General features: G+C 66.4%; 12 protein-coding genes and 2 pseudogenes. 5 read left to right on the top strand and 9 right to left on the bottom strand.

The window, feature by feature from the left end:
- The first annotated feature begins 231 nt into the window (after positions 1–231).
- The 5 genes and pseudogenes from ACVWW1_RS45390 to ACVWW1_RS45370 all read left to right on the top strand — a co-directional run bounded on the left by ACVWW1_RS45390 (position 232) and on the right by ACVWW1_RS45370 (position 6207).
- Complete coding sequence (locus tag ACVWW1_RS45390) at positions 232–708, top strand: formate dehydrogenase subunit gamma (RefSeq protein ID WP_456660364.1); 477 nt, start codon at positions 232–234, stop codon at positions 706–708.
- The gene (locus ACVWW1_RS45385) at positions 705–2273 is read left to right on the top strand and encodes an NADH-ubiquinone oxidoreductase-F iron-sulfur binding region domain-containing protein (RefSeq protein ID WP_456660363.1); all 1569 of its coding nucleotides are present in this window, start codon (positions 705–707) and stop codon (positions 2271–2273) included. Before ACVWW1_RS45390 ends, ACVWW1_RS45385 begins: the two co-directional genes overlap by 4 nt.
- 12 nt (positions 2274–2285) lie before the next feature.
- Positions 2286–5163: pseudogene (gene fdhF / locus ACVWW1_RS45380) on the top strand (formate dehydrogenase subunit alpha).
- Positions 5164–5165: 2 nt separating this feature from the next.
- Complete coding sequence (fdhD, locus tag ACVWW1_RS45375; RefSeq protein ID WP_456660362.1) at positions 5166–6002, top strand: formate dehydrogenase accessory sulfurtransferase FdhD; 837 nt, start codon at positions 5166–5168, stop codon at positions 6000–6002.
- Positions 5986–6207 carry a formate dehydrogenase subunit delta gene (locus tag ACVWW1_RS45370; RefSeq protein WP_456660361.1) on the top strand — a complete coding sequence of 74 codons (222 nt, stop codon included), beginning with the start codon at positions 5986–5988 and terminating at the stop codon, positions 6205–6207. The genes fdhD and ACVWW1_RS45370 overlap by 17 nt, the downstream gene beginning before the upstream one ends.
- 149 nt (positions 6208–6356) lie before the next feature.
- Here the strand turns inward: ACVWW1_RS45370 and ACVWW1_RS45365 are convergent, their stop codons facing one another.
- The 9 genes and pseudogenes from ACVWW1_RS45365 to ACVWW1_RS45325 form a co-directional block, all read right to left on the bottom strand.
- A complete protein-coding gene (locus ACVWW1_RS45365) occupies positions 6357–9320 on the bottom strand; it encodes a bifunctional [glutamine synthetase] adenylyltransferase/[glutamine synthetase]-adenylyl-L-tyrosine phosphorylase (protein WP_456660360.1) in 2964 nt (987 codons plus the stop codon).
- Positions 9317–10771 carry an ATP-binding protein gene (locus tag ACVWW1_RS45360; protein ID WP_456660359.1) on the bottom strand — a complete coding sequence of 485 codons (1455 nt, stop codon included), beginning with the start codon at positions 10769–10771 and terminating at the stop codon, positions 9317–9319. The genes ACVWW1_RS45365 and ACVWW1_RS45360 overlap by 4 nt, the downstream gene beginning before the upstream one ends.
- 3 nt (positions 10772–10774) lie before the next feature.
- The gene (locus ACVWW1_RS45355; RefSeq protein WP_173643086.1) at positions 10775–11455 is read right to left on the bottom strand and encodes a response regulator transcription factor; all 681 of its coding nucleotides are present in this window, start codon (positions 11453–11455) and stop codon (positions 10775–10777) included.
- 265 nt (positions 11456–11720) lie between these two features.
- Positions 11721–13310: a Do family serine endopeptidase gene (locus ACVWW1_RS45350; RefSeq protein ID WP_456660358.1), complete on the bottom strand. Its 1590-nt coding sequence runs from the start codon at positions 13308–13310 to the stop codon at positions 11721–11723.
- A 171-nt stretch (positions 13311–13481) separates the two neighbouring features.
- Positions 13482–13988, bottom strand: a complete 507-nt coding sequence (locus ACVWW1_RS45345; protein WP_456660357.1) for a cytochrome c-type biogenesis protein — start codon at positions 13986–13988, stop codon at positions 13482–13484.
- Positions 13988–15975, bottom strand: a pseudogene (locus ACVWW1_RS45340) (heme lyase CcmF/NrfE family subunit). The gene ACVWW1_RS45345 and the pseudogene ACVWW1_RS45340 overlap by 1 nt, the downstream one beginning before the upstream one ends.
- Entirely contained in the window at positions 15972–16469 is a 498-nt protein-coding gene (ccmE, locus tag ACVWW1_RS45335) for a cytochrome c maturation protein CcmE (protein WP_207836602.1), read from the bottom strand. Before ccmE ends, ACVWW1_RS45340 begins: the two are co-directional and overlap by 4 nt.
- Positions 16470–16528: 59 nt before the next feature.
- Positions 16529–17653 carry a c-type cytochrome biogenesis protein CcmI gene (gene ccmI / locus ACVWW1_RS45330; RefSeq protein ID WP_456660356.1) on the bottom strand — a complete coding sequence of 375 codons (1125 nt, stop codon included), beginning with the start codon at positions 17651–17653 and terminating at the stop codon, positions 16529–16531.
- Positions 17654–18006: 353 nt separating this feature from the next.
- A complete protein-coding gene (locus ACVWW1_RS45325) occupies positions 18007–19401 on the bottom strand; it encodes a hypothetical protein (protein WP_456660355.1) in 1395 nt (464 codons plus the stop codon).
- Between the last annotated feature and the right edge of the window lie 486 nt (positions 19402–19887).

Below are 19887 nucleotides of genomic sequence, written 5' to 3'. Positions count from 1 at the left end.
GCCCCCAATGGCGGCCCGACGTGCCCATAGGTAGCACGGTCGGGGTGCGATACCGAAATCCAAAGCGTCCCGGAAGTCCGTGATTCCAGAACATTATTGCGATCCCGGATCGACCCATTCGGCAACACTATTAATCGCGTTTCGCAATCGCCGCATGAGACAGCTTTATTGATGTTTCGAAGGATTCCAATTCTCATGTGCAAAGCAAAAAACTGATCGTGAGAAGCGCTGATGACGGTGGGATACGAACCTTGGGATAAGGCGCGCGGCGCGGAGATCATCGCCGGGCATGCCGGGCTTGAAGGCGCCACGCTGGTGATCCTGCACGCGCTGCAGGAAGCCTTCGGCTACGTGCCGGAGCCCGCGATCCCGATGGTGGCGGAGGCGCTCAATCTGTCCCGCGCTGAGGTGCACGGCGTGTTCACCTTCTACCATGACTTCCGCAAACAACCGGCCGGACGCCACGTCCTCAAGCTCTGCCGCGCCGAGGCCTGCCAGGCTGCCGGCGGCGACCGGCTTGCGGCGCGCGCGGAGGCCAAGCTCGGCGTTTCCCTGGGGAATACCACGGCGGACGAGCGCGTAACGCTGGAGCCGATCTACTGCCTCGGGCTCTGCGCCACCGCACCCTCAGCGATGCTGGATGGCCGGCTGGTCGGCCGGCTCGATGAAGCGCGCATCGACGCGCTGGTCGCGGAGGCACAGCGATGACGATGCGAATTTACGTCCCCCGCGATGCCGCGGCCGTCGCTGTCGGCGCCGACGAGGTCGCCCTCGCCTTCGCGCAGGCCGCAGCAGCACGTGGCGCAGCGATCGAGATTGTCAGGAACGGCTCGCGCGGGCTGTGCTGGCTGGAGCCGATGGTCGAGCTTTCGACCACCGAGGGCCGTATCGCGTTCGGCCCGGTGACGCCGGCGGACGTGCCATCCCTGCTCGATGCGATGGCGGGCAACGGCCAGCACGCTCTGCGGCTTGGTGTCACGGATGAGATTCCCTGGCTGAAGCGCCAGACCCGGCTGACCTTCGTCCGCTGCGGCGTGGTCGATCCGCGCTCGGTCGACGACTACCGCGCCCATGGCGGCTACAGGGGTCTGGAGCGGGCGCTGGCGCTGACCTCCGACCAGATCCTTGCCGACGTTACGACCTCGGGCCTGCGCGGCCGCGGCGGCGCCGGCTTCCCCACCGGCATCAAGTGGAAGACGGTGGCGCAGGCCAGCGCCGACCGCAAATACATCGTCTGCAATGCCGACGAAGGCGACAGCGGCACCTTCGCCGACCGCATGATCATGGAAGGCGACCCCTTCGTCGTGATCGAGGGCATGACGATCGCGGGTGTCACGGTAGGCGCAACCAAAGGCTACATCTACATCCGCTCGGAATATCCGCATGCGGTCGAGGCGATGAACGCGGCGATCGCCGCCGCCCGGCGCGCCGGCTTCCTCGGCAAGCGCATCGGCGGCACCAAGCATGAGTTCGATCTCGAGGTCCGCGTCGGCGCCGGCGCCTATGTCTGCGGCGAAGAGACCTCGCTGCTCGAGAGCCTCGAGGGCCGCCGCGGCATCGTGCGGGCCAAGCCGCCGCTGCCGGCGCATAAGGGCCTGTTCGGCCGTCCGAGCGTGATCAACAACGTACTGTCGTTCGCCGCGATCCCCTTCATCCTCGACAACGGCGCCAAGGCCTATGCCGATTTCGGCATGGGCCGCTCGCGCGGCACGATGCCGATCCAGCTCGCGGGCAATGTCAGATATGGCGGCCTGTTCGAGACCGCGTTCGGCGTCACGCTCGGCGAGCTCGTCGACGAGATCGGCGGCGGCACCTTCACCGGACGCGAGGTGCGCGCGGTGCAGGTTGGCGGGCCGCTCGGCGCCTACTTCCCCCGCGCGCTGTTCGACACGCCGTTCGACTATGAGGCGTTCGCCGCGCGCGACGGCCTGATCGGCCATGGCGGCGTCGTGGTGTTCGACGACACCGTCGACATGGTCAAGCAGGCGCGCTTCGCGATGGAGTTCTGCGCGGTCGAATCCTGCGGCAAGTGCACGCCGTGCCGGATCGGCTCGACCCGCGGCGTCGAGACCATCAACAAGATCATCAGCGGCGAGCGCGTGGCGGAAAACCTCGCCGTGATCGAAGACCTCTGCAACACCATGAAGTTCGGCTCGCTCTGCGCGCTCGGCGGCTTCACGCCCTACCCCGTGATGAGCGCACTGAAGCACTTCCGGGAAGATTTTGGCGGAGATTTAGGTCCCGCACCGGCCCGCCTGCAGGCCGCGGAATAACAGGAGATCACGATGTCGCTGATCCAGGAAATCGATTTCGGCACGCCAAAATCCAAGTCCGAGGCGATGGTCACGCTGACCATCGACGGGAATCAGATCACGGTGCCCGAGGGCACCTCGATCATGCGCGCGGCGATGGAAGCCGGCACCCAGATCCCGAAGCTCTGCGCGACCGACATGGTCGACGCCTTCGGCTCCTGCCGCCTCTGCCTGGTCGAGATCGAGGGACGCGCCGGCACGCCCGCCTCCTGCACCACGCCGGTGATGCCCGGCCTCGTCGTGCACACCCAGAGCGAGCGGCTGAAGAAGCTGCGCAAGGGCGTGATGGAGCTCTACATCTCCGACCATCCGCTGGACTGCCTGACCTGCGCCGCGAACGGCGACTGCGAATTGCAGGACATGGCGGGCGCGGTCGGCCTGCGCGACGTGCGCTACGGTTATGAAGGCGAGAACCACGTCTTCGCCAAATCGCACGGCTGCGAAAACGACAACTGGATGCCGAAGGACGAATCCAATCCGTATTTCACCTATGATCCCTCGAAGTGCATCGTCTGCTCGCGCTGCGTCCGCGCCTGCGAGGAAGTGCAAGGCACCTTCGCGCTGACGATCTCCGGCCGCGGCTTCGACAGCCGCGTCTCGCCCGGCATGAACGAGAGCTTCCTCGGCTCCGAATGCGTGTCCTGCGGCGCCTGCGTGCAGGCCTGCCCGACCGCGACGCTGACCGAAAAATCCGTGATCGAGATCGGCCAGCCCGAGCATTCGGTCGTCACGACCTGCGCCTATTGCGGCGTCGGCTGCGCCTTCAAGGCCGAGATGCGCGGCGAGGAAGTGGTGCGCATGGTGCCGTGGAAGGACGGCAAGGCCAATCGCGGCCATTCCTGCGTCAAGGGCCGCTTCGCCTGGGGCTACACCACCCACAAGGAGCGCATCCTGAAGCCGATGATCCGCGAGCGGATCGAGGATCCCTGGCAGGAAGTGTCGTGGGACGAGGCGTTGAATTTCGCCGCCGCGAAATTCAAGGGCATCCAGCAGAAATACGGCCGCGACTCGGTCGGCGGCATCACCTCGTCGCGCTGCACCAACGAAGAGACCTATCTGGTGCAGAAGCTGATCCGCGCCGGCTTCGCGCAACAACAATGTCGACACCTGCGCCCGCGTCTGTCATTCGCCAACCGGCTACGGTCTGTCGCAGACCTTCGGCACCTCGGCCGGCACGCAGGATTTCGATTCGGTTGAGGACACTGATGTCGTGCTGATCATCGGCGCCAATCCGGCCTCGGCTCATCCGGTGTTCGCCTCGCGGCTGAAGAAGCGGTTGCGCCAGGGCGCCAAGCTGATCGTGATCGATCCGCGCCGCACCGAGATGGTTGAATCGCCGCATGTGAAGGCGCTGCATCTGCCGCTGATGCCGGGCACCAATGTCGCGGTGCTTACCGCACTCGCCCATGTCATCGTCACCGAAGGGCTCGTCGACGAAGCTTTCGTGCGCGAGCGCTGCGACTGGAGCGAATTCCAGGACTGGGCGGCTTTCGTCGCCGATCCCAAGCACAGCCCGGAAGCCACTGCGATCATGACCGGCGTCGATCCGAACGCTCTGCGCGAGGCGGCGCGGGTCTATGCCACCGGCGGCAACGGCGCGATCTATTACGGGCTCGGCGTCACCGAGCACAGCCAGGGCTCGACCACCGTGATCGCGATCGCCAACCTCGCGATGGTGACCGGCAATATCGGCCGGCCCGGCGTCGGCGTGAACCCGCTGCGCGGCCAGAACAACGTGCAGGGCTCCTGCGACATGGGCTCGTTCCCGCACGAGTTGCCCGGCTATCGTCATATCTCCGGCGACGCGGTGCGCGAGCAGTTCGAGGCGATGTGGAACGTCAAGCTCAACAACGAGCCCGGCCTGCGCATCCCCAACATGTTCGACGCCGCGGTCGAGGGCTCCTTCATGGGGCTCTACGTGCAGGGCGAAGATATCCTGCAGTCCGACCCGAACACCAAACATGTGGTGGCGGCGCTGTCGGCGATGGAATGCGTCATCGTCCACGATCTGTTCCTGAACGAGACCGCGAACTACGCCCACGTCTTCCTGCCCGGCTCGACCTTCCTCGAGAAAGACGGTACCTTCACCAACGCCGAACGCCGCATCCAGCGCGTCCGCAAGGTGATGACGCCGCGCAACGGCTATGCCGACTGGGAAGTGACGATCCTGCTCGCCAAGGCGATGGGCTTCGAGATGCACTACAACCATCCGTCGGAAATCATGGACGAGATCGCCGCGCTGACGCCGACCTTCACCGGCGTCTCCTATGCCAAGCTCGATGAACTCGGCTCGGTGCAGTGGCCCTGCAACGAGAAGGCGCCGGAAGGCACGCCGGTGATGCATATCGGCGGCTTCGTGCGCGGCAAGGGCAAGTTCATCATCACCGAATATATCGCGACCGACGAGCGCACCGGCCCGCGCTACCCGCTGTTGCTCACCACCGGCCGCATCCTCAGCCAGTACAATGTCGGCGCGCAGACCCGCCGCACCGAGAACGTGGTGTGGCATGCCGAGGACCGGCTCGAGATCCATCCGCACGACGCCGAGCAGCGCGGCGTGCGTGACGGCGACTGGGTACGGCTGGCGAGCCGTGCCGGCGAGACCACGCTGCGCGCCGAGATCACCGATCGCGTGGCGCCGGGCGTGGTCTACACCACATTCCATCACCCCGACACCCAGGCCAACGTCATCACCACCGACTTCTCGGACTGGGCGACCAACTGTCCTGAGTACAAAGTGACCGCCGTGCAGATCTCGCCGTCGAACGGTCCGTCCGACTGGCAGAAGGCCTATGACGAGCAGGCACGCCACTCCCGCCGCATCGCGCCGGTGGTGGAAGCCGCGGAGTAATGATGCGCGAACCTGTCCACAAGGCGATACGGAAGGTCTGGCGCGACGGCGTCTTCAGCGAGGGCGCGCGCCTGATCCCGGAAGAGACGCCGCTTGCTCTGACCTATAATGGCGGCACCTACGCCGTGATGATGGGCTCGCCCGAGGACCTCGGCGACTTCGCGGTCGGATTCAGCCTGAGCGAAGGCATCGTGCGGTCGGCCGACGAGATCGAGACCCTCGACATCGTCGAACTCGACGACGGCATCGAGCTTCGGATGTGGCTGAAGCCTGACAAGGCCGAGCGGATCGCCGAGCGGCGACGCAACATGGCCGGCCCGACCGGCTGCGGCCTATGCGGGCTTGATTCCATCAGCGAGGCGGTCCGGCCGGCCGCGGTGGTGCCCGCGGGCCGCGTCTTCGCGCCGCGCGAGATCATGACCGCGGTGGCGGCGGTCGCGCCGCTGCAGGAGATCAACCACCAGACCCGCGCCGTGCACGCCGCCGCGTTCTGGACGGCGACGCGCGGCATCGTCGCGCTGCGCGAGGATGTCGGCCGCCACAATGCGCTCGACAAGCTCGCCGGCGCGCTGGCCCGCGACAAGGTGGTCGCAAGCGATGGCATCGTGCTGCTAACCAGCCGCGTCTCGGTCGAAATGGTGCAGAAGACCGCCGCAATCGGCGCACCGCTGATTGCTGCCGTGTCGGCCCCGACCGCGCTTGCGGTAAGGATGGCGGATGCCGCCGGCATCACGCTTGCCGCGATCGCCCGCACCGATGGATTTGAAATCTTTACGCATCCGGAACGCGTCACAGGCGCGGTGCCCGGCAAGGAGTCCGCTTATGTCGTCGTCGCCTGACAAACTGGTCTATATGGCGAACCAGATCGGGAAGTTCTTCCACAGCCAGGGGCACGACCGCGCGGTGCAGGGCATTTCCGAGCACATCTGGAAGTTCTGGGATCCGCGGATGCGCAAGCAGATCTTCGCCCATCTCGACGCCGGCGGCTCCGGCCTCGACCCCGACGTCCGCGACGCCTTGCAGAAGCTGAAGCAGCAGGCGTAGCCGCTTCGAAAGCTTGCTTGTCTTTCTCACCGTCACCCTGAGGAGGCCGCGAAGCGGCCGTCTCGAAGGGCGACGGCCCGGCTGGTGGCCGTGCATCCTTCGAGACGCGCTACGCGCTCCTCAGGATGACGGGTCGAGCTTCCTTCTCCCTACCCCCCGCCCACGATCGCGTTGAAGACGCGGCGCACTTCACTCTGCGTCTCGCGCAGGCGCGCCTCCAGCGCGGAGAAGTCCGGCGCGTCCCCGGCCCGCGCCATCACGCGCCGCAGGTCCTCGCCCGCGGTCTCCGGATTGAACTTGCCGGTGACGCACAGCCGCAGGATCTGCGTCAGGTCATGATAGAGCCGCGCCGCCGAGCGCAGGATCTCGGCCTCGGACTGGCCGAGCAGGCCGAGCTTGGCGGCATGCTCCAGCACCTGCAGCGTCGAGACGCTGAGGATCTCCGGCTTCGCTGAGGCGTGCGCGAGCTGCAGATATTGCGCGATGAAGTCGATGTCGACGAGCCCGCCGGCGGCAAGCTTGAGGTCCCAGACATCGTCCTCGCCCTTCTCCAGCGCGATCGCGCGCCGCATGTCGGCAACGTCAGCCGCGGTCGACACTGCATCGCGCGGCCGGGTCAGCACGCTGCGGATGATCGCCTCGATCCTCTCGCGGAACTGCGGTGACGACGAGATCACGCGCGCGCGCGTCAGCGCCATGTGCTCCCAGGTCCAGGCTTCGCGCTCCTGGTAGTCGGAAAACGAATCGATCCGCGAGGCGACCGGGCCGGCCCGCCCCGACGGCCGCAGCCGCATGTCAACCTCATAGAGCACGCCGTAATTGGTCCGGGTCGTGAAGGCGCTGATCAGGCGCTGGGTGAAGCGGGCAAAATACTGCGCGCCGTGCAGCGGACGCTCGCCATCCGAGTCGGGCACCTCGCTGTCGAAATCGTAGAGCAGGATCAAATCGAGGTCGGAGGACGCCGTCATCTCGCGGCTGCCGAGCCGGCCCATCGCGACGATCGCGGTCTCCTGCCCCTTGATCCGACCATATTGCGCGGCGAACTGGTCGGTGACGAGACCGTGCACGGTGTGCACGATGCCTTCCGCGACGTCGGCAAAGGCCGTGCTGGCGTGCTGCGCCGACACCGTGCCGGACAGGATCCGCGTGCCGATCAGGAACAGGCTCTCCTGGCCGAACAGCCTCAGACGATCGAGGAAGTCCTCATAGGACGATGCATCCTGGAGCGTGACGGCAAGCCGCTCCGACAGCTCCTTCTTGTCCGGCATCGCGCCGAAGAAGCGCGGATCGACCAGGCCATCCATGATCTGCGGCTTCCGTGCCAGCATGTCACCGAGCCGCGGCGCCGCGCCAAGGATCAGCGCCACCAGCGCGACGAAATCGCGGTTCTGGCTCAGCAGCGAGATCAGCCGGCCACCCCGCTGCAGCGCGCCGAGGAAACGGTCGAATGCCGCGACCGCATCGTCAGGCTCCTCGGCATCCGCGAGCCCATCGATTAGGCCGGGAATGAATTCGAGGAACGCCGCCCGCGTCGCTTCCACGCGCAACGCGCGATAATCACCCTTGATCCATTGCTGCACGGTGCCGGCGACCATGACCGGCTTCTTGAAGCCGAGACTGGCGAGATGCTCGATCAGGCGACCGTCTTCGGGGCCTGCCCCGTAATCGACATCCGGCAGCTTCGCGCTCCCAGTCGGATCGTCGCCCTCGAACAGCTTGCCGTAATGGTTCTGCACGATCTTGAGTTGGCCAAGCAGGTCCCTGGCGAAGGCCTCGCGATTCTCGTAGCCGAAGAAATGCGCAAAGCGCTCGACCGCTTCCGGCTCCTCGGGCAGCGAATGGGTCTGCTCGTCGGCGATCATCTGCAGCCGGTGCTCGACCCGGCGCAGGAATTCGTAGGCCGTCGTCAGCTCGTCGCGCGCCTCAAAGGTGATCCAGTTGCTCTCGGCGAGGACATTGAGCGCCTCCAGCGTCGGGCGCACCCGCAACTCCGGATGGCGGCCGCCGGCGATCAGCTGCTGGGTCTGGGCGAAGAACTCGATCTCGCGGATGCCGCCGCGGCCGACCTTGACGTTGTGGCCCTCGACCGAGATCTCGCTCTGGCCGCGATAGGTCTGCATCTGCCGCTTCATGTCGTGGACGTCGGCAAGCGCGGCAAAATCCAGATGCTTGCGCCAGACGAACGGCGCGAGCTCGGCGATCAGCGCCTCGCCGGCCTTGGGATCGCCGGCGCAGGGCCGCGCCTTGATCATCGCGGCGCGTTCCCAGGTACGCCCCTCGCGCTCGTAATAATGCAAGGCCGCGTCGGTCGAGATCGCGACCTGGGTCGAGGCCGGGTCCGGACGCAGCCTGAGATCGACCCGGAACACATAGCCCTCGCCCGAGCGCTGCTGCAGCATCCGCGCCATCGCCTGGGTGACGCGGACGAAGAACGGCTGCGGCTCGATATCCTCGGCGAGCGAGGTGGCCGTGCGATCGAAGAACACGATCAGGTCGATGTCGCTGGAATAGTTCAGCTCGCCCGCGCCCATCTTGCCCATCGCAAGCACGATCAGGCCCGAGCCTGCTTCCGGATGCTCAGGATCGACGGCAGTCATGCGGCCGCGGGCGACCTCCTGCAGAAACAAGTATCGCAGCGCCGACTGCACCGAATTCACCGCAATGTCGGTCAGCGCCGCCGTCACCCGCATCACCGGCCAGACGCCGCCGATATCGCACAGCGCGATCATCAGCGCGGCCTCCGCCTTCATGCGGCGAAGCAGAACCATCACGTCGGCCTCGCTGCCGGCGGCGAGCACGTCGCGCGAGGTCGTCTCGATCAGGTTCGCAAGATGCGACTCCGGGTCGCATGACAGGATCCGGATCAGCCGCGCGGCATCAGCCCTCGCGAGCTCGAACAGATAGGGCGAGAACTCGGCAATGCCGCGCAAGATGTCCCGAGCGAACGGGTGCTCCAGCAGCGCCGCGAGCGCAGCCGATTGCGCCGGCTCGAGCTCGGCGAACCAGTCGGTCAGGCGCTGATCGGCGGATACGGGAGCGGCGACACGCGGTCCGTCCGCGAACCGCGCGGCCAGAAGGTATCGATCCGCGTTTCCCGGCGCGGCGGCATTCATGCCGCCTTCTGTGGCACATCCTGCGTTTGAGCCGCAAGCCTGTCACTGCCGCCCGCCCGCGCCGGCAGCACCAGGGTGGCCACCAGCCCCGGATGGGCATCGCCGAGCCGCAGCTCGCCGCCGTGGAGCGTGGCAACCGCCGAGGCCAGGCTGAGGCCGAGACCGGAACCGGGTAAGGTGCGGCTCGCCTCGAGCCGGACGAAGCGCTCCACCGCGTGCTTGCGATCACCCTCGGGGATGCCGGGACCGTGGTCGGTGACGCTGAGCAGGACCTGATCGCCCTCGCGCCGGGCCTCGATCAGGATCTCCCGCGCATCGGCCTTCATCGGCTCCAGGCCCGCTCCGGGCTTGCCATATTTGATGGCGTTCTCGACCAGGTTGGCGACAGCCTGGCTGATCAATTCGCGGTTGCCGTGAATCGGCGCCGGCGCGGTCTTCACCTGCAGCGTCATGCCGTCGTCCTCAGCGAGCGGCTCGTACAGTTCGTGGATGCCGTTGGCGACGTCGGCGCCGTCGAAATCGTCCATGTTGCCACGCGCCTGGCCGGACTCGGCGCGCGCGATCATCAGCAGCGCGTTGAAGGTGCGGATCAAGCCGTCGGACTCCTCGATCGTCCGCTCCAGCGCCGCGCGATAATCGGCCTCGGAGCCCGACCGCGCCAGCGCCTCCTCGGCGCGGTTGCGTAGCCGCGTCAGCGGGGTCTTGAGGTCATGGGCGATGTTGTCGGAGACCTCCTTCAACCCGGTCATCAGCGCCTCGATGCGCTCCAGCATGACATTGAGATTTTCCGCGAGACGGTCGAGCTCGTCGCCGCTGCGGCCGACCGGCAGTCGGCCGGACAGATCGCCCGCCATGATGCGCTTGGTGGTGCCGGTCATGGCGTCGATCCGGCGCAGCACGCGGCGCGCGACGAAGATACCGCCACCGATGCCGAGCACGACGACGACGAGGATCGACCATTGCGCGGCCTTGGCGACGATGCCGAACAGCCGCCGCCGCTCCTCGAGGTCGCGTCCGACCAGGAGGCGGAAACCGTTGTCCATCTCGGTGACCCGCACCAGCGCGCGGTGATCGGTCTTGTCCTGGTCGTCGAACCGGCGATAGGCGGTCTCGCTCCAGCCCTGGACGCTCATCACGCCAGGCGCCAGCGAGCCGACATTGCCGGCCAGCGCCTGCCCGTTCGGCGCCGTCAGGAGATAGAGGTTGGCGCCCGGCCGCAGCGCACGATTGCCCATAGTGGTCAGCAGGCCGTGCAGGCCGCGACGGTTATAGATGGCGGTGATCTCGCCGATCTCGACGTTGACGGTCGTCGTGATCTGCTCGGTGATCAGCCGCCGCGTGTTCCAGGCGAAATAAGCCAGCAGCGAGGCAGCAAACAGCGCGAACAGGAACAGGTAGACCAGCGTCAGCCGAAACGCCGTGGTCCGGATCAGTTTGCCGAAGGCCGTCACGATCTACCTAATGCCATCTCTGATCATATACCCCGCGCCGCGGATGGTATGCAGCAGCGGCCGCTCAAAACCCTTGTCGATCTTGGAGCGCAGCCGCGAGATGTGGACGTCGATGACGTTGGTCTGCGGGTCGAAATGATAATCCCAGACGTTTTCGAGCAGCATGGTGCGCGTCACCACCTGGCCTGCGTGCTTCATCAGATATTCGAGCAGGCGGAACTCGCGCGGCTGCAAGGTCAGCTCGTCCTTGCCGCGGGCGACGCGATGCGACAGGCGATCGAGCTCGAGGTCGCCGACCCGGTAGGTGGTCTCCTCGGCCGGCCCGACATTGCGCCGCGACAGCACCTCGACGCGCGCGAGCAGCTCGGCGAAGGAATAGGGTTTTGGCAGATAGTCGTCGCCGCCGGCGCGCAGACCCTTGATGCGGTCGTCGACCTGGCCGAGCGCGGAGAGGATCAGGACCGGTGTCCGGTTGCCCTTGTCGCGCAGGAGACCGATCAGCGACAGGCCGTCCCGCTTCGGCAGCATGCGATCCACCACCAGCACGTCGTAGTCGCCGGTTTCCGCCATCGACAGGCCTTCCTCGCCGTCGGAGGCGAGATCGGCGATATAGCCGACTTCGCGGAATGCCTTGACCAGATAGTCGGCTGACTCGCGGTCGTCTTCGATGATCAGGATGCGCATTTGCGGAGCGGTTGCGGTCACGGGAATGGGCCCTCTGTCAGCATGGCGCGGCCGGCCTGCACATGCAAGACGACCGCGAATATTCCGGATTGTTTGAAAAAAGTGGGCGGTGAAGCTGGGGGACCTCACCGCCCTGAGACCTTCCGACAGAGGGGGGCATATTCCATCGAAAGGCAACATAGGGAGCGAGCAAGGGGCCCGCCCCCTGGAACGCGCCGTCGGCGGGGGCGACGAATGCCGGCGACGCGTTCCAACTCATAGATAGTTATCCCTTGGCCAGCGGCACTGCCACAAAGCGCGACGAACCGCCGCTCTTCACGCGCATGAGAACGCTGTTCTTGCTGTCATTGCGCGCCGCCGTGATTGCATCACGCACCTCACCGGCGGTGCCGACGGTCTTGCCGGCGACCTCGAGGATCACGTCGCCTTCCTTGAAGCCCCGCTCAGCGGCAGCACTCTTGGGATCGACTTCGGTCACGACCACGCCTTCCTTGCCGGCGCCGGCCACGCTGTTGGCGGGTGCCACAGTGAGGCCCAGTTTCGGCACGTCGGTGCCACGGGACGCGTTGCCCTTGTCGCCGTTGTTGTCGGTGTCAGCCTTGGCTTCCAGGCTGTTCGGCAACTGGCCGAGCGTGAGGTTGACGGTCTTGTCCTGACCCTTGTGCAGCACGTTCAGTTTCACCGCATTGCCGGGCGCGAGGCCGCCGATGGTGCGGGCGAGTTCGCGCGCATCCTTCACCGGCTCGCCATTGACGGCGGTGATGACGTCACCGGACTCGATGCCGGCCTTGGCCGCGGGGCCGTTGGCCTGCGGTTCGGCCACCAGCGCGCCTTCGGCCTTCTTCATGCCGAGGCTGTCGGCGATGTCGGAGGTCACCGGCTGGATCTGGACGCCGATCCAGCCGCGGCTGACCGAACCCTTGTCCTTCAGCTGGGCAACGACGCTCTTGACGGTCTGGGCCGGGATCGAGAACGCGATGCCGACGCTGCCGCCGGACGGCGAGTAGATCGCGGTGTTGACGCCCATCACCTCACCGGACACGTCGAACGCCGGGCCGCCCGAATTGCCCTTGTTCACGGGCGCATCGATCTGGATGAAATCGTCGTACGGACCGTTGCCGATGTCGCGGCCGGAGGCGGAGACGATGCCCGCCGTCACGGTGCCGCCGAGACCGAAGGGATTGCCGACCGCCAGCACCCAGTCGCCGATGCGCGGCTTGGTGTCGGAGAGCTTGGCGAACTGGAAGTTGGAACCGCCCTCGACCTTGATCAGCGCGAGATCGGTGCGCGGATCGGTGCCGATCACCTTGGCGGAATAGGTCTTGCCGTCATCGGTCGTGACCTCGACCTTGTCGGCGCCGTCGACGACGTGATTGTTGGTCACGGCGAAGCCGTCAGCCGAGATGAAGAAGCCGGAGCCCTGGCCCGTCACCACGCCACCGCCACGCGGTCCACCGCGCAGGCCCGGGGGCAAGCCATCCGGACCGCCGAAGCGGCGGAAGAAGCGCTCCATCGGTGAACCCGGCTGGAACGGCGAATCGTCATTACTATTGCTGTCGTCCTTCGCGACCTTCTCGCGAATGTTGACCTTGACCGAGATCACCGACGGCTTCACCCGCTCGACGATGTCGGCAAACCCGACCGGCTGCTGAACCTTCTTGACCTCGTTATTGACCTGCGCATGCGCGGGCGTCGTGAACAGGTCGGCCGGGCTGTGGGTGGGGCTGAAGCCGTAGGTGGCGGCACCGAGGCCGGCCACGACCGACGCCATCAGCGCGAGTTTGCGGACAGAAAACAGCGAGCGCTTGGGCGCCTTGTAGGACGGAAGGGTCGAGAGGTCGGGACGGTCGGTCATGTGTTGAGATCTCCAGGGCCAGAATCAGTCGGTGCGGGGGTGAGCACCTGATGCGCCTGAACATGGGGTCATCAGCCTTACAGCGCGCTGGCTGCGGAATTAAACTTTGGTAATTGAGCCGGGCGCCGCTGCGGCAGAATAGCGCATGCAAATTAAGGGCTTAGAAAGGAACTAAAGCGGCTTGTCCGGCGCGGATTCGGGCGTCAGCAGCCGTTCCAGGCGCGCCTCTTCGTCGGACGTCAGCCCTGGGGTGGAATCGCCCCCGCCGGCGGCCGGATTTGCCTTGCGCCGGCCGAGCCGCCAGAGCGCAAAACCGCCCAGCAAAAGCGCCAGCGGCGGGGTCAGCCACAGCACCAGCGTATGCTCGTTGAGGCGCGGCTTCAGCAGCACGAATTCGCCGTAGCGGGCCACCAGGAAATCGATCACCTGGCGGTCGCTGTCGCCGGCCGAGATCCGTTCACGCACCAGCAGACGGAGGTCGCGCGCCAGCGGCGCCTCGGAATCGTCGATCGACTGGTTCTGGCAAACCATGCAGCGCAGTTCCTTGGAGAGCTCGCGCGCCCTCGCCTCCTTCGCCGGGTCTGCCATGATCTCGTCGGGCAGCACGGCCCGGGCGGGCATCGCACCGAGCATCAGGGTCGCCGCAAGCGCGGCGGCCGCAAGGGCGCGCGACCGCATCACTCGGCCGCCTGCAATGCGCGCGCCGCTTTCGCCGCCGGTTTCGGCGCGCCGACCCGCAAGCGGCGGTCGGACAGCGACAGCATGCCGCCGAAGGCCATCAGCACCGGGCCCCACCAGATCATCAGCACCAGCGGCTTGTGATAGATGCGCACCGCGATCGCGCCGTCGGCCGAGGTATCGCCGAGCGAGATATAGAGCTGGCTCGCGCCGCGCGTCAGCAGCGCGGCCTCGGTCGTCGAGGCGCCGCGGGTGGTGAAATTGCGCTTCGACGGCGTCATCACGCTGACCTTCTCGCCGTCCCGCGTCACGGTGAATTGCGCGACCATCTCGCGGAAGTTCGGCCCCTGCCGTGGGTTCAGACCGTCGAGCCGCAGCTCGTAGCCGGCGACCCGGGCGACGTCGTCCGGCTTCATGGAGCCGATATATTCGCTGTTCCAGGTGGTCTCGCAGACGATCCCGATCAGTGCGACGCCGAGACCGGCATGCGCGAAGGCCGTGCCCCAGGTCGCGCGCGGCAAGCCGCGTGCACGGCGCAGCGAGAGCGACAGCGGAATCCGGAACAGCGCGATGCGTTCGGCGAGATCGCACAGCGCGCCCATGATCACGAAGGCCGCAAGCCCGATCGCGAGCGGCGCCAGCGTCGCGCCGCCATAGGTCCACGCAAACACCAGCGCGATCGCAACCAGCGCTGCGATGCCGGCGACCATCAGCCGCTGCGCGGCGCCGAGCAGGTCGCCGCGCTTCCAGGCCAGCAGCGGCCCGAACGGCACCGCGAGCAGCAGCGGCACGAACAGCGGCGCGAAGGTGAAATTGAAGAACGGCGCGCCGACCGAGATCTTCTCGCCGGTGAGGACCTCGAGCGCCAGCGGATACAGCGTGCCGATGAACACCGTCGCGCAGGCGGTGGTATGAGCAGCAGATTGTTGAGCACCAGCGCGCCTTCGCGCGAGATCGGCGCGAACAGCCCGCCCTGCTTCAGCGCCGGCGCGCGCCAGGCATAGAGCGACAGGCTGCCGCCGATGAAGACGAACAGGATCAGCAGGATGAAGACGCCGCGCGTCGGATCGGTCGCGAAGGCGTGAACCGAGGTGAGCACGCCGGAGCGCACCAGGAAGGTGCCGAGCAGCGACAGCGAAAACGTCAGGATCGACAGCAGGACGGTCCAGACCTTCAGCGCGTTGCGCTTCTCCATCACCAGCGCCGAATGCAACAGCGCGGTACCGGCCAGCCACGGCATCAGCGAGGCGTTCTCGACCGGATCCCAGAACCACCAGCCGCCCCAGCCGAGCTCGTAATAGGCCCAGTAGGAGCCCATCGCGATGCCGAGCGTCAGGAAGATCCACGCCATCAGCGTCCACGGCCGCACCCAGCGCGCCCAGGCGGCGTCGATCCGCCCTTCGAGCAGCGCCGCCACCGCGAACGAGAACGAGATCGAGAAGCCGACATAGCCGAGATAGAGCATCGGCGGATGCACTGCGAGGCCGATATCCTGCAGCACCGGATTGAGGTCGCGTCCCTCGATCGGCGGATTGGCGATGCGCAGGAACGGGTTCGAGGTGATCAGGATGAACAGGTAGAAGGCGCTGGCGACCCAGGCCTGCACCGCCAGCACATGCGCGCGCAGCGACAGCGGCAGGTTGTTGCCGAAGGCCGCGACGAGGCCGCCGAACAGCGCCAGGATCGACACCCAGAGCAGCATCGAGCCTTCATGGTTGCCCCACACGCCGGTGATCTTGTAGAGCAGCGGCTTCAGCGAATGCGAATTCTCGTAGACATTGGCGACCGAGAAATCCGAGGTGACGTGCAGCGTCACCAGCGCCGCGAATGACGCCGCGACGAACAGCAATTGGGCGAGCGCGGTCGAGCGCGCGACGTTCATCAGCGCCGCATCGCGCCAGCGCGCGCCGACGATCGGCACGATCGACTGGATCAGCGCGAGGGCGAGCGCGAGCACCAGGGCATAATGTCCGCTTTCTGCGATCACCGCATGGCTCCCTGGGTCGGCGCCGCGGAGGCGCTCGGCATGCTGTTTGGTTTGGCGCCGTAGTCGTCCTTCCAGTGGCCCTGCTTCTTCAGGGCATCGGCGACATCCTTCGGCATGTAGGTCTCGTCATGCTTGGCGAGCACGGTGTCGGCGCGGAACACGCCGTCAGCATCGAGCGCGCCTTCGGCCACCACGCCCTGCCCCTCGCGGAACAGGTCCGGCAGGATGCCCTTGTAGGCGACCGGCAGCGTCGCGCCGCCGTCACCGACGGTAAAGGTCACGGCAAGATTGTCGCCGCGCTTGAGCGAGCCCTGCTCAACGAGCCCGCCGAGGCGGAACCGCTTGCCCGGACCGAGATGCTTTTCGGCGACCATCGACGGCGTCGAGAAGAACACGATGGAATCGCGCAGCGCGTTCAGCACCAGGCCTGCGGCGATCGCGAGCACGACGAGCGCGCAGCCGATCAGTGTCAAACGCCGTTGCTTCCTGGTCATAGTTCATCCTTGCGCATGACATTCGCCGAAAACCGCCGCACATGTTTCGGCATCATGCGTTATCCATCCAATCCGAGACTCTTCAGCCCCTCATTGAGCTGGCGCAACCGATCCGCATCATTGGCCACCGCCTGGCGGGCATCCGCAAGCGCGCTCATCGCCTTGTCGCGCTGTCCCATCACGAGATAGGCGCGAACCAGCCGCAGCCAGCCCTCGACATCGTCGCCGTTGGTCTTCAGCCGCGTCGCCAGCCGATCGACCATACCCTGGATCATGGTGCCGCGATCGGCCTCGCTCATGTCCTTGGCCGCCGCCACCGCGCCGTCAGGCAGCGCGGGTGCGCTGACGCCACCGGGTGCGCTGGCGCCACCGACGCGAACCAGCGCGGCCTGCACCAGCGGCCGCCATGGCGCGTCGGACGGCGCCTTCGCCATCATCTTCTGCCAGATCGCGGCGGCGTCGGCCTTGCGGCCGTCCTGCTCGGCGGCGAGGCCGAGGAAATAGTTGGCCTTGGCGTCGTCGGCATTCAGCGCGACCGAGCGCTCGAACTCCGCCTTGGCGTCCGCGGTGACGACGCCGCCGGCGGCCCCCATCAGCGCCTCGCCGAGATCGGCGCGGCGATCGGCGCTGTCGCCGGCATAGGTGATGGCATTGCGATAGGCACGCACCGCGTCATCGTAGCGCCCGAGTCGCGACAGCACCGGCGCCAGCACGGTCCAGCCGCGGCCGTCGGTCGGGTCCTTTTCCAGATGGGCCTCGACCTGCGCGACCAGATTGGTGAGCGGCTGGTTGGCATCGGCCACCCGGCTGCGCTCGGCGAGCGGAAAGTCGCCAAGGCGCGGCGAGCCGAGCGCGAGATAGAAGCCCGAAGCGATGACCGGCAGCCCGACCAGGGCCACGATCGCGGCGGCGCGCCGCAGACTGAGACTGCCTGGCACCCGGGTTTCATGTTCGCTCTGGTCGGCGGCGGCCAATAGCCGGCGGCTGATCTCGATCCGCGCAGCATCGGCCTCGGCGGCGCCGATGATCCCCGCGGCCATGTCGCGGTCGATTTCGGCGAGCTGGTCGCGGTAGACCACGACCTCACTGCCGCCGGTATCCGCCCGTCCGCGGCGGCTGAGCGGCCACAGCACGGCAAAGATCGCCGCGACCGTCATCAGCGCGAACACAAACCACAGCGTCATCAAGCGGTTCCCGGATGGAGCGGCGGCTTCCGGCAAGCCGCCTTAGAAGCGCTTTACACTAACGGCGCCAAGCGCGGCAATTGACAATTACTGGATCGACCGAAGGTCGAAATCAGCCCGTTTCCAGTGCGATTCCGGCGGTATTGCAACGGCGTTTCCGGGCGAAGCCGCGCAATACCAAAATATCGAAAACAACCCCATGCAAAGGTGCAGGCTTCCGCCGGCGCTCGCTTGACGACTTGACATGTCGGGCAAATCAGCGCCACACTTCCATTATTCCGAAATTGCGCAAATGCTTGCCGTCCCGACATGGCGGGCTCGTCGGTTTGCCGTCCAGAACGCCGGCGATCTCGCTACCCTGCCCTGGACGACTTGCGCTCGCCGGTCACGGCGTTCTCGGCCGCCCTGTTCATCAGGGAAGCGTAGTCATGGCCGAACAGCACCTCGCAGAAGCGGATCGCGGCCTTGACCTGCTGCTGCCGGAAGGCCCGGACCCGCGCGTCGCCGCCGCGCAGCGACTGCACCAGCCCCTCGGTCGATTGCTCGACATAATGTTGCAGGTCCGAGAAGGTCCGCAGCGTCACCTCGTTGATGGCGAGCTCGCTGGCATAGGTGCGGCACACCGCGACGAAATCGATCAGGGCGGCGGCGTCCTCGACCTCGGACACATCGATCTTGGCGCCGGCCGCGATGTCCTTGTCGGCGCGCTGGCGCAGGATGCGGCGGACCCGGCCCGGCACGCTGTCGATCTCCGATTGCAGCGCGTTGGAGGTATCGGCACGCACCGAGGTGAGCTGGCGGCCCCAGGTGGAATCGTTGCGCAGATCGAGCTCGGTGCGCAGGCCGCGGACACCGTCATGCAGGGTCTTGAGCTGCTCGCCGACATAATCGAAATGTCCGCGCTTGATGTCGGTGCGCAGACAGGCTGCGACGAATGACAGGTCATGCAGCGCGATGGTGACGGCGATGCCGTACGGCGTTGCGGCGACCCGCAGCTCATCGTCGGAGGCTGCCATCTTGATGGCAAGGCGGATGATCTGCCACGGCGCGGCGAGCCGCTGCGCGATCAATGACAATGCGAACGGCAGCAGTTGCGGCGTCTGCAGCGACGGCAGCTTCAGCGCCTCCATCGCCGAGGCGATCTGGGAATCGGAAAACACCCTGATCTGGCTCGGCAGCCGGCTGCCCAGGGTTTCCAGGGCCTCGCGGGCCTGCAGCACCAGGCCGATCGGCAGCAGGTCCTCGACAACGCTCGGCGGGCCGACGCGCGCCAGCGCGCGCTGACGGTCGTCCTGGGTCGGCCCCGCGATCTTGAGGATGGCTTCCGCGGCCGCAAGCTGGAATTTGCGCGCGGCGACCTCCATCGGGCCGCTCTCCGAGGCGGCCGCCAGCGCCGCCTCGAATTCGCTGATAGCCTCGGGCGCGCCCTCGCGGGCGAGCCACTGCCAGATCGGCAGCAGCGAGGCACGACGGAGCTGGCCGGCTCGGGTCGGAAAATTGGTTTCGGCAAGGAACGGCTCGAGCGGCCGGAACAGGAGCCGCGCCGGATCGTCGCTGCGCGGCTGGATCTGCTCGTCCTGCTCGACCCCGCGCACGATCTTGCGCAGCTGCTCCAGCACCAGATTGGCGATCGCGACATCATCGCCGCGTTCGACGGCACGCTCCAGCTCCCGCATCAGCAGCGCCTGCGATTGCGGCGGAAGCTGCGCGAGATAATCCCTCAGCCGCTCGGTCGATTTCTGGCTCATGCGCCCGGTCGTGAAAGCTTGGTGCCCGGCAAACGCCGCAGCCCGTCCGCCCGCGATGATAGAGGTCGGCGCGTTAAGAACGCGTTTAGGAATACTGACGGCAACGCCGCCCAAAAGGCTGCGCCGGCTCCGCAGGGCAAATCGCATATGATGTCTGCGAACCGCAAGCGGTGCTGTCCTAATTCGGACACTTGCTCCGGGGAACCAGGACACTTGTCAAACACCCGGGAAAAAGTGGCAGTTTATTTGCGTTCGATTCACACAGGTGATTTCTGGAACAGCCAGCTGATTCGATCCTTTCGGGATTGGGCAGGGCATTTCATTAAGATCAAATTACAAGCCCAGAATGGGCCGCCAATTATCGGCAACCGGCGGCTCGGCGTGAGAATGGGAATAAAGAACGGCTCCAGCATTATCTCCAAGGGTGCTGGGGCCGTTTCTCTGCGCGCCCCAGGAACGAGGCGTGTCGGCTGGCGGTTGTTTTAC

This window comes from Bradyrhizobium sp. JR3.5, from assembly GCF_054057015.1.
Note: the sequence above shows the minus strand (reverse complement) of the source record. Positions and strands in the feature narration are given on the sequence as shown.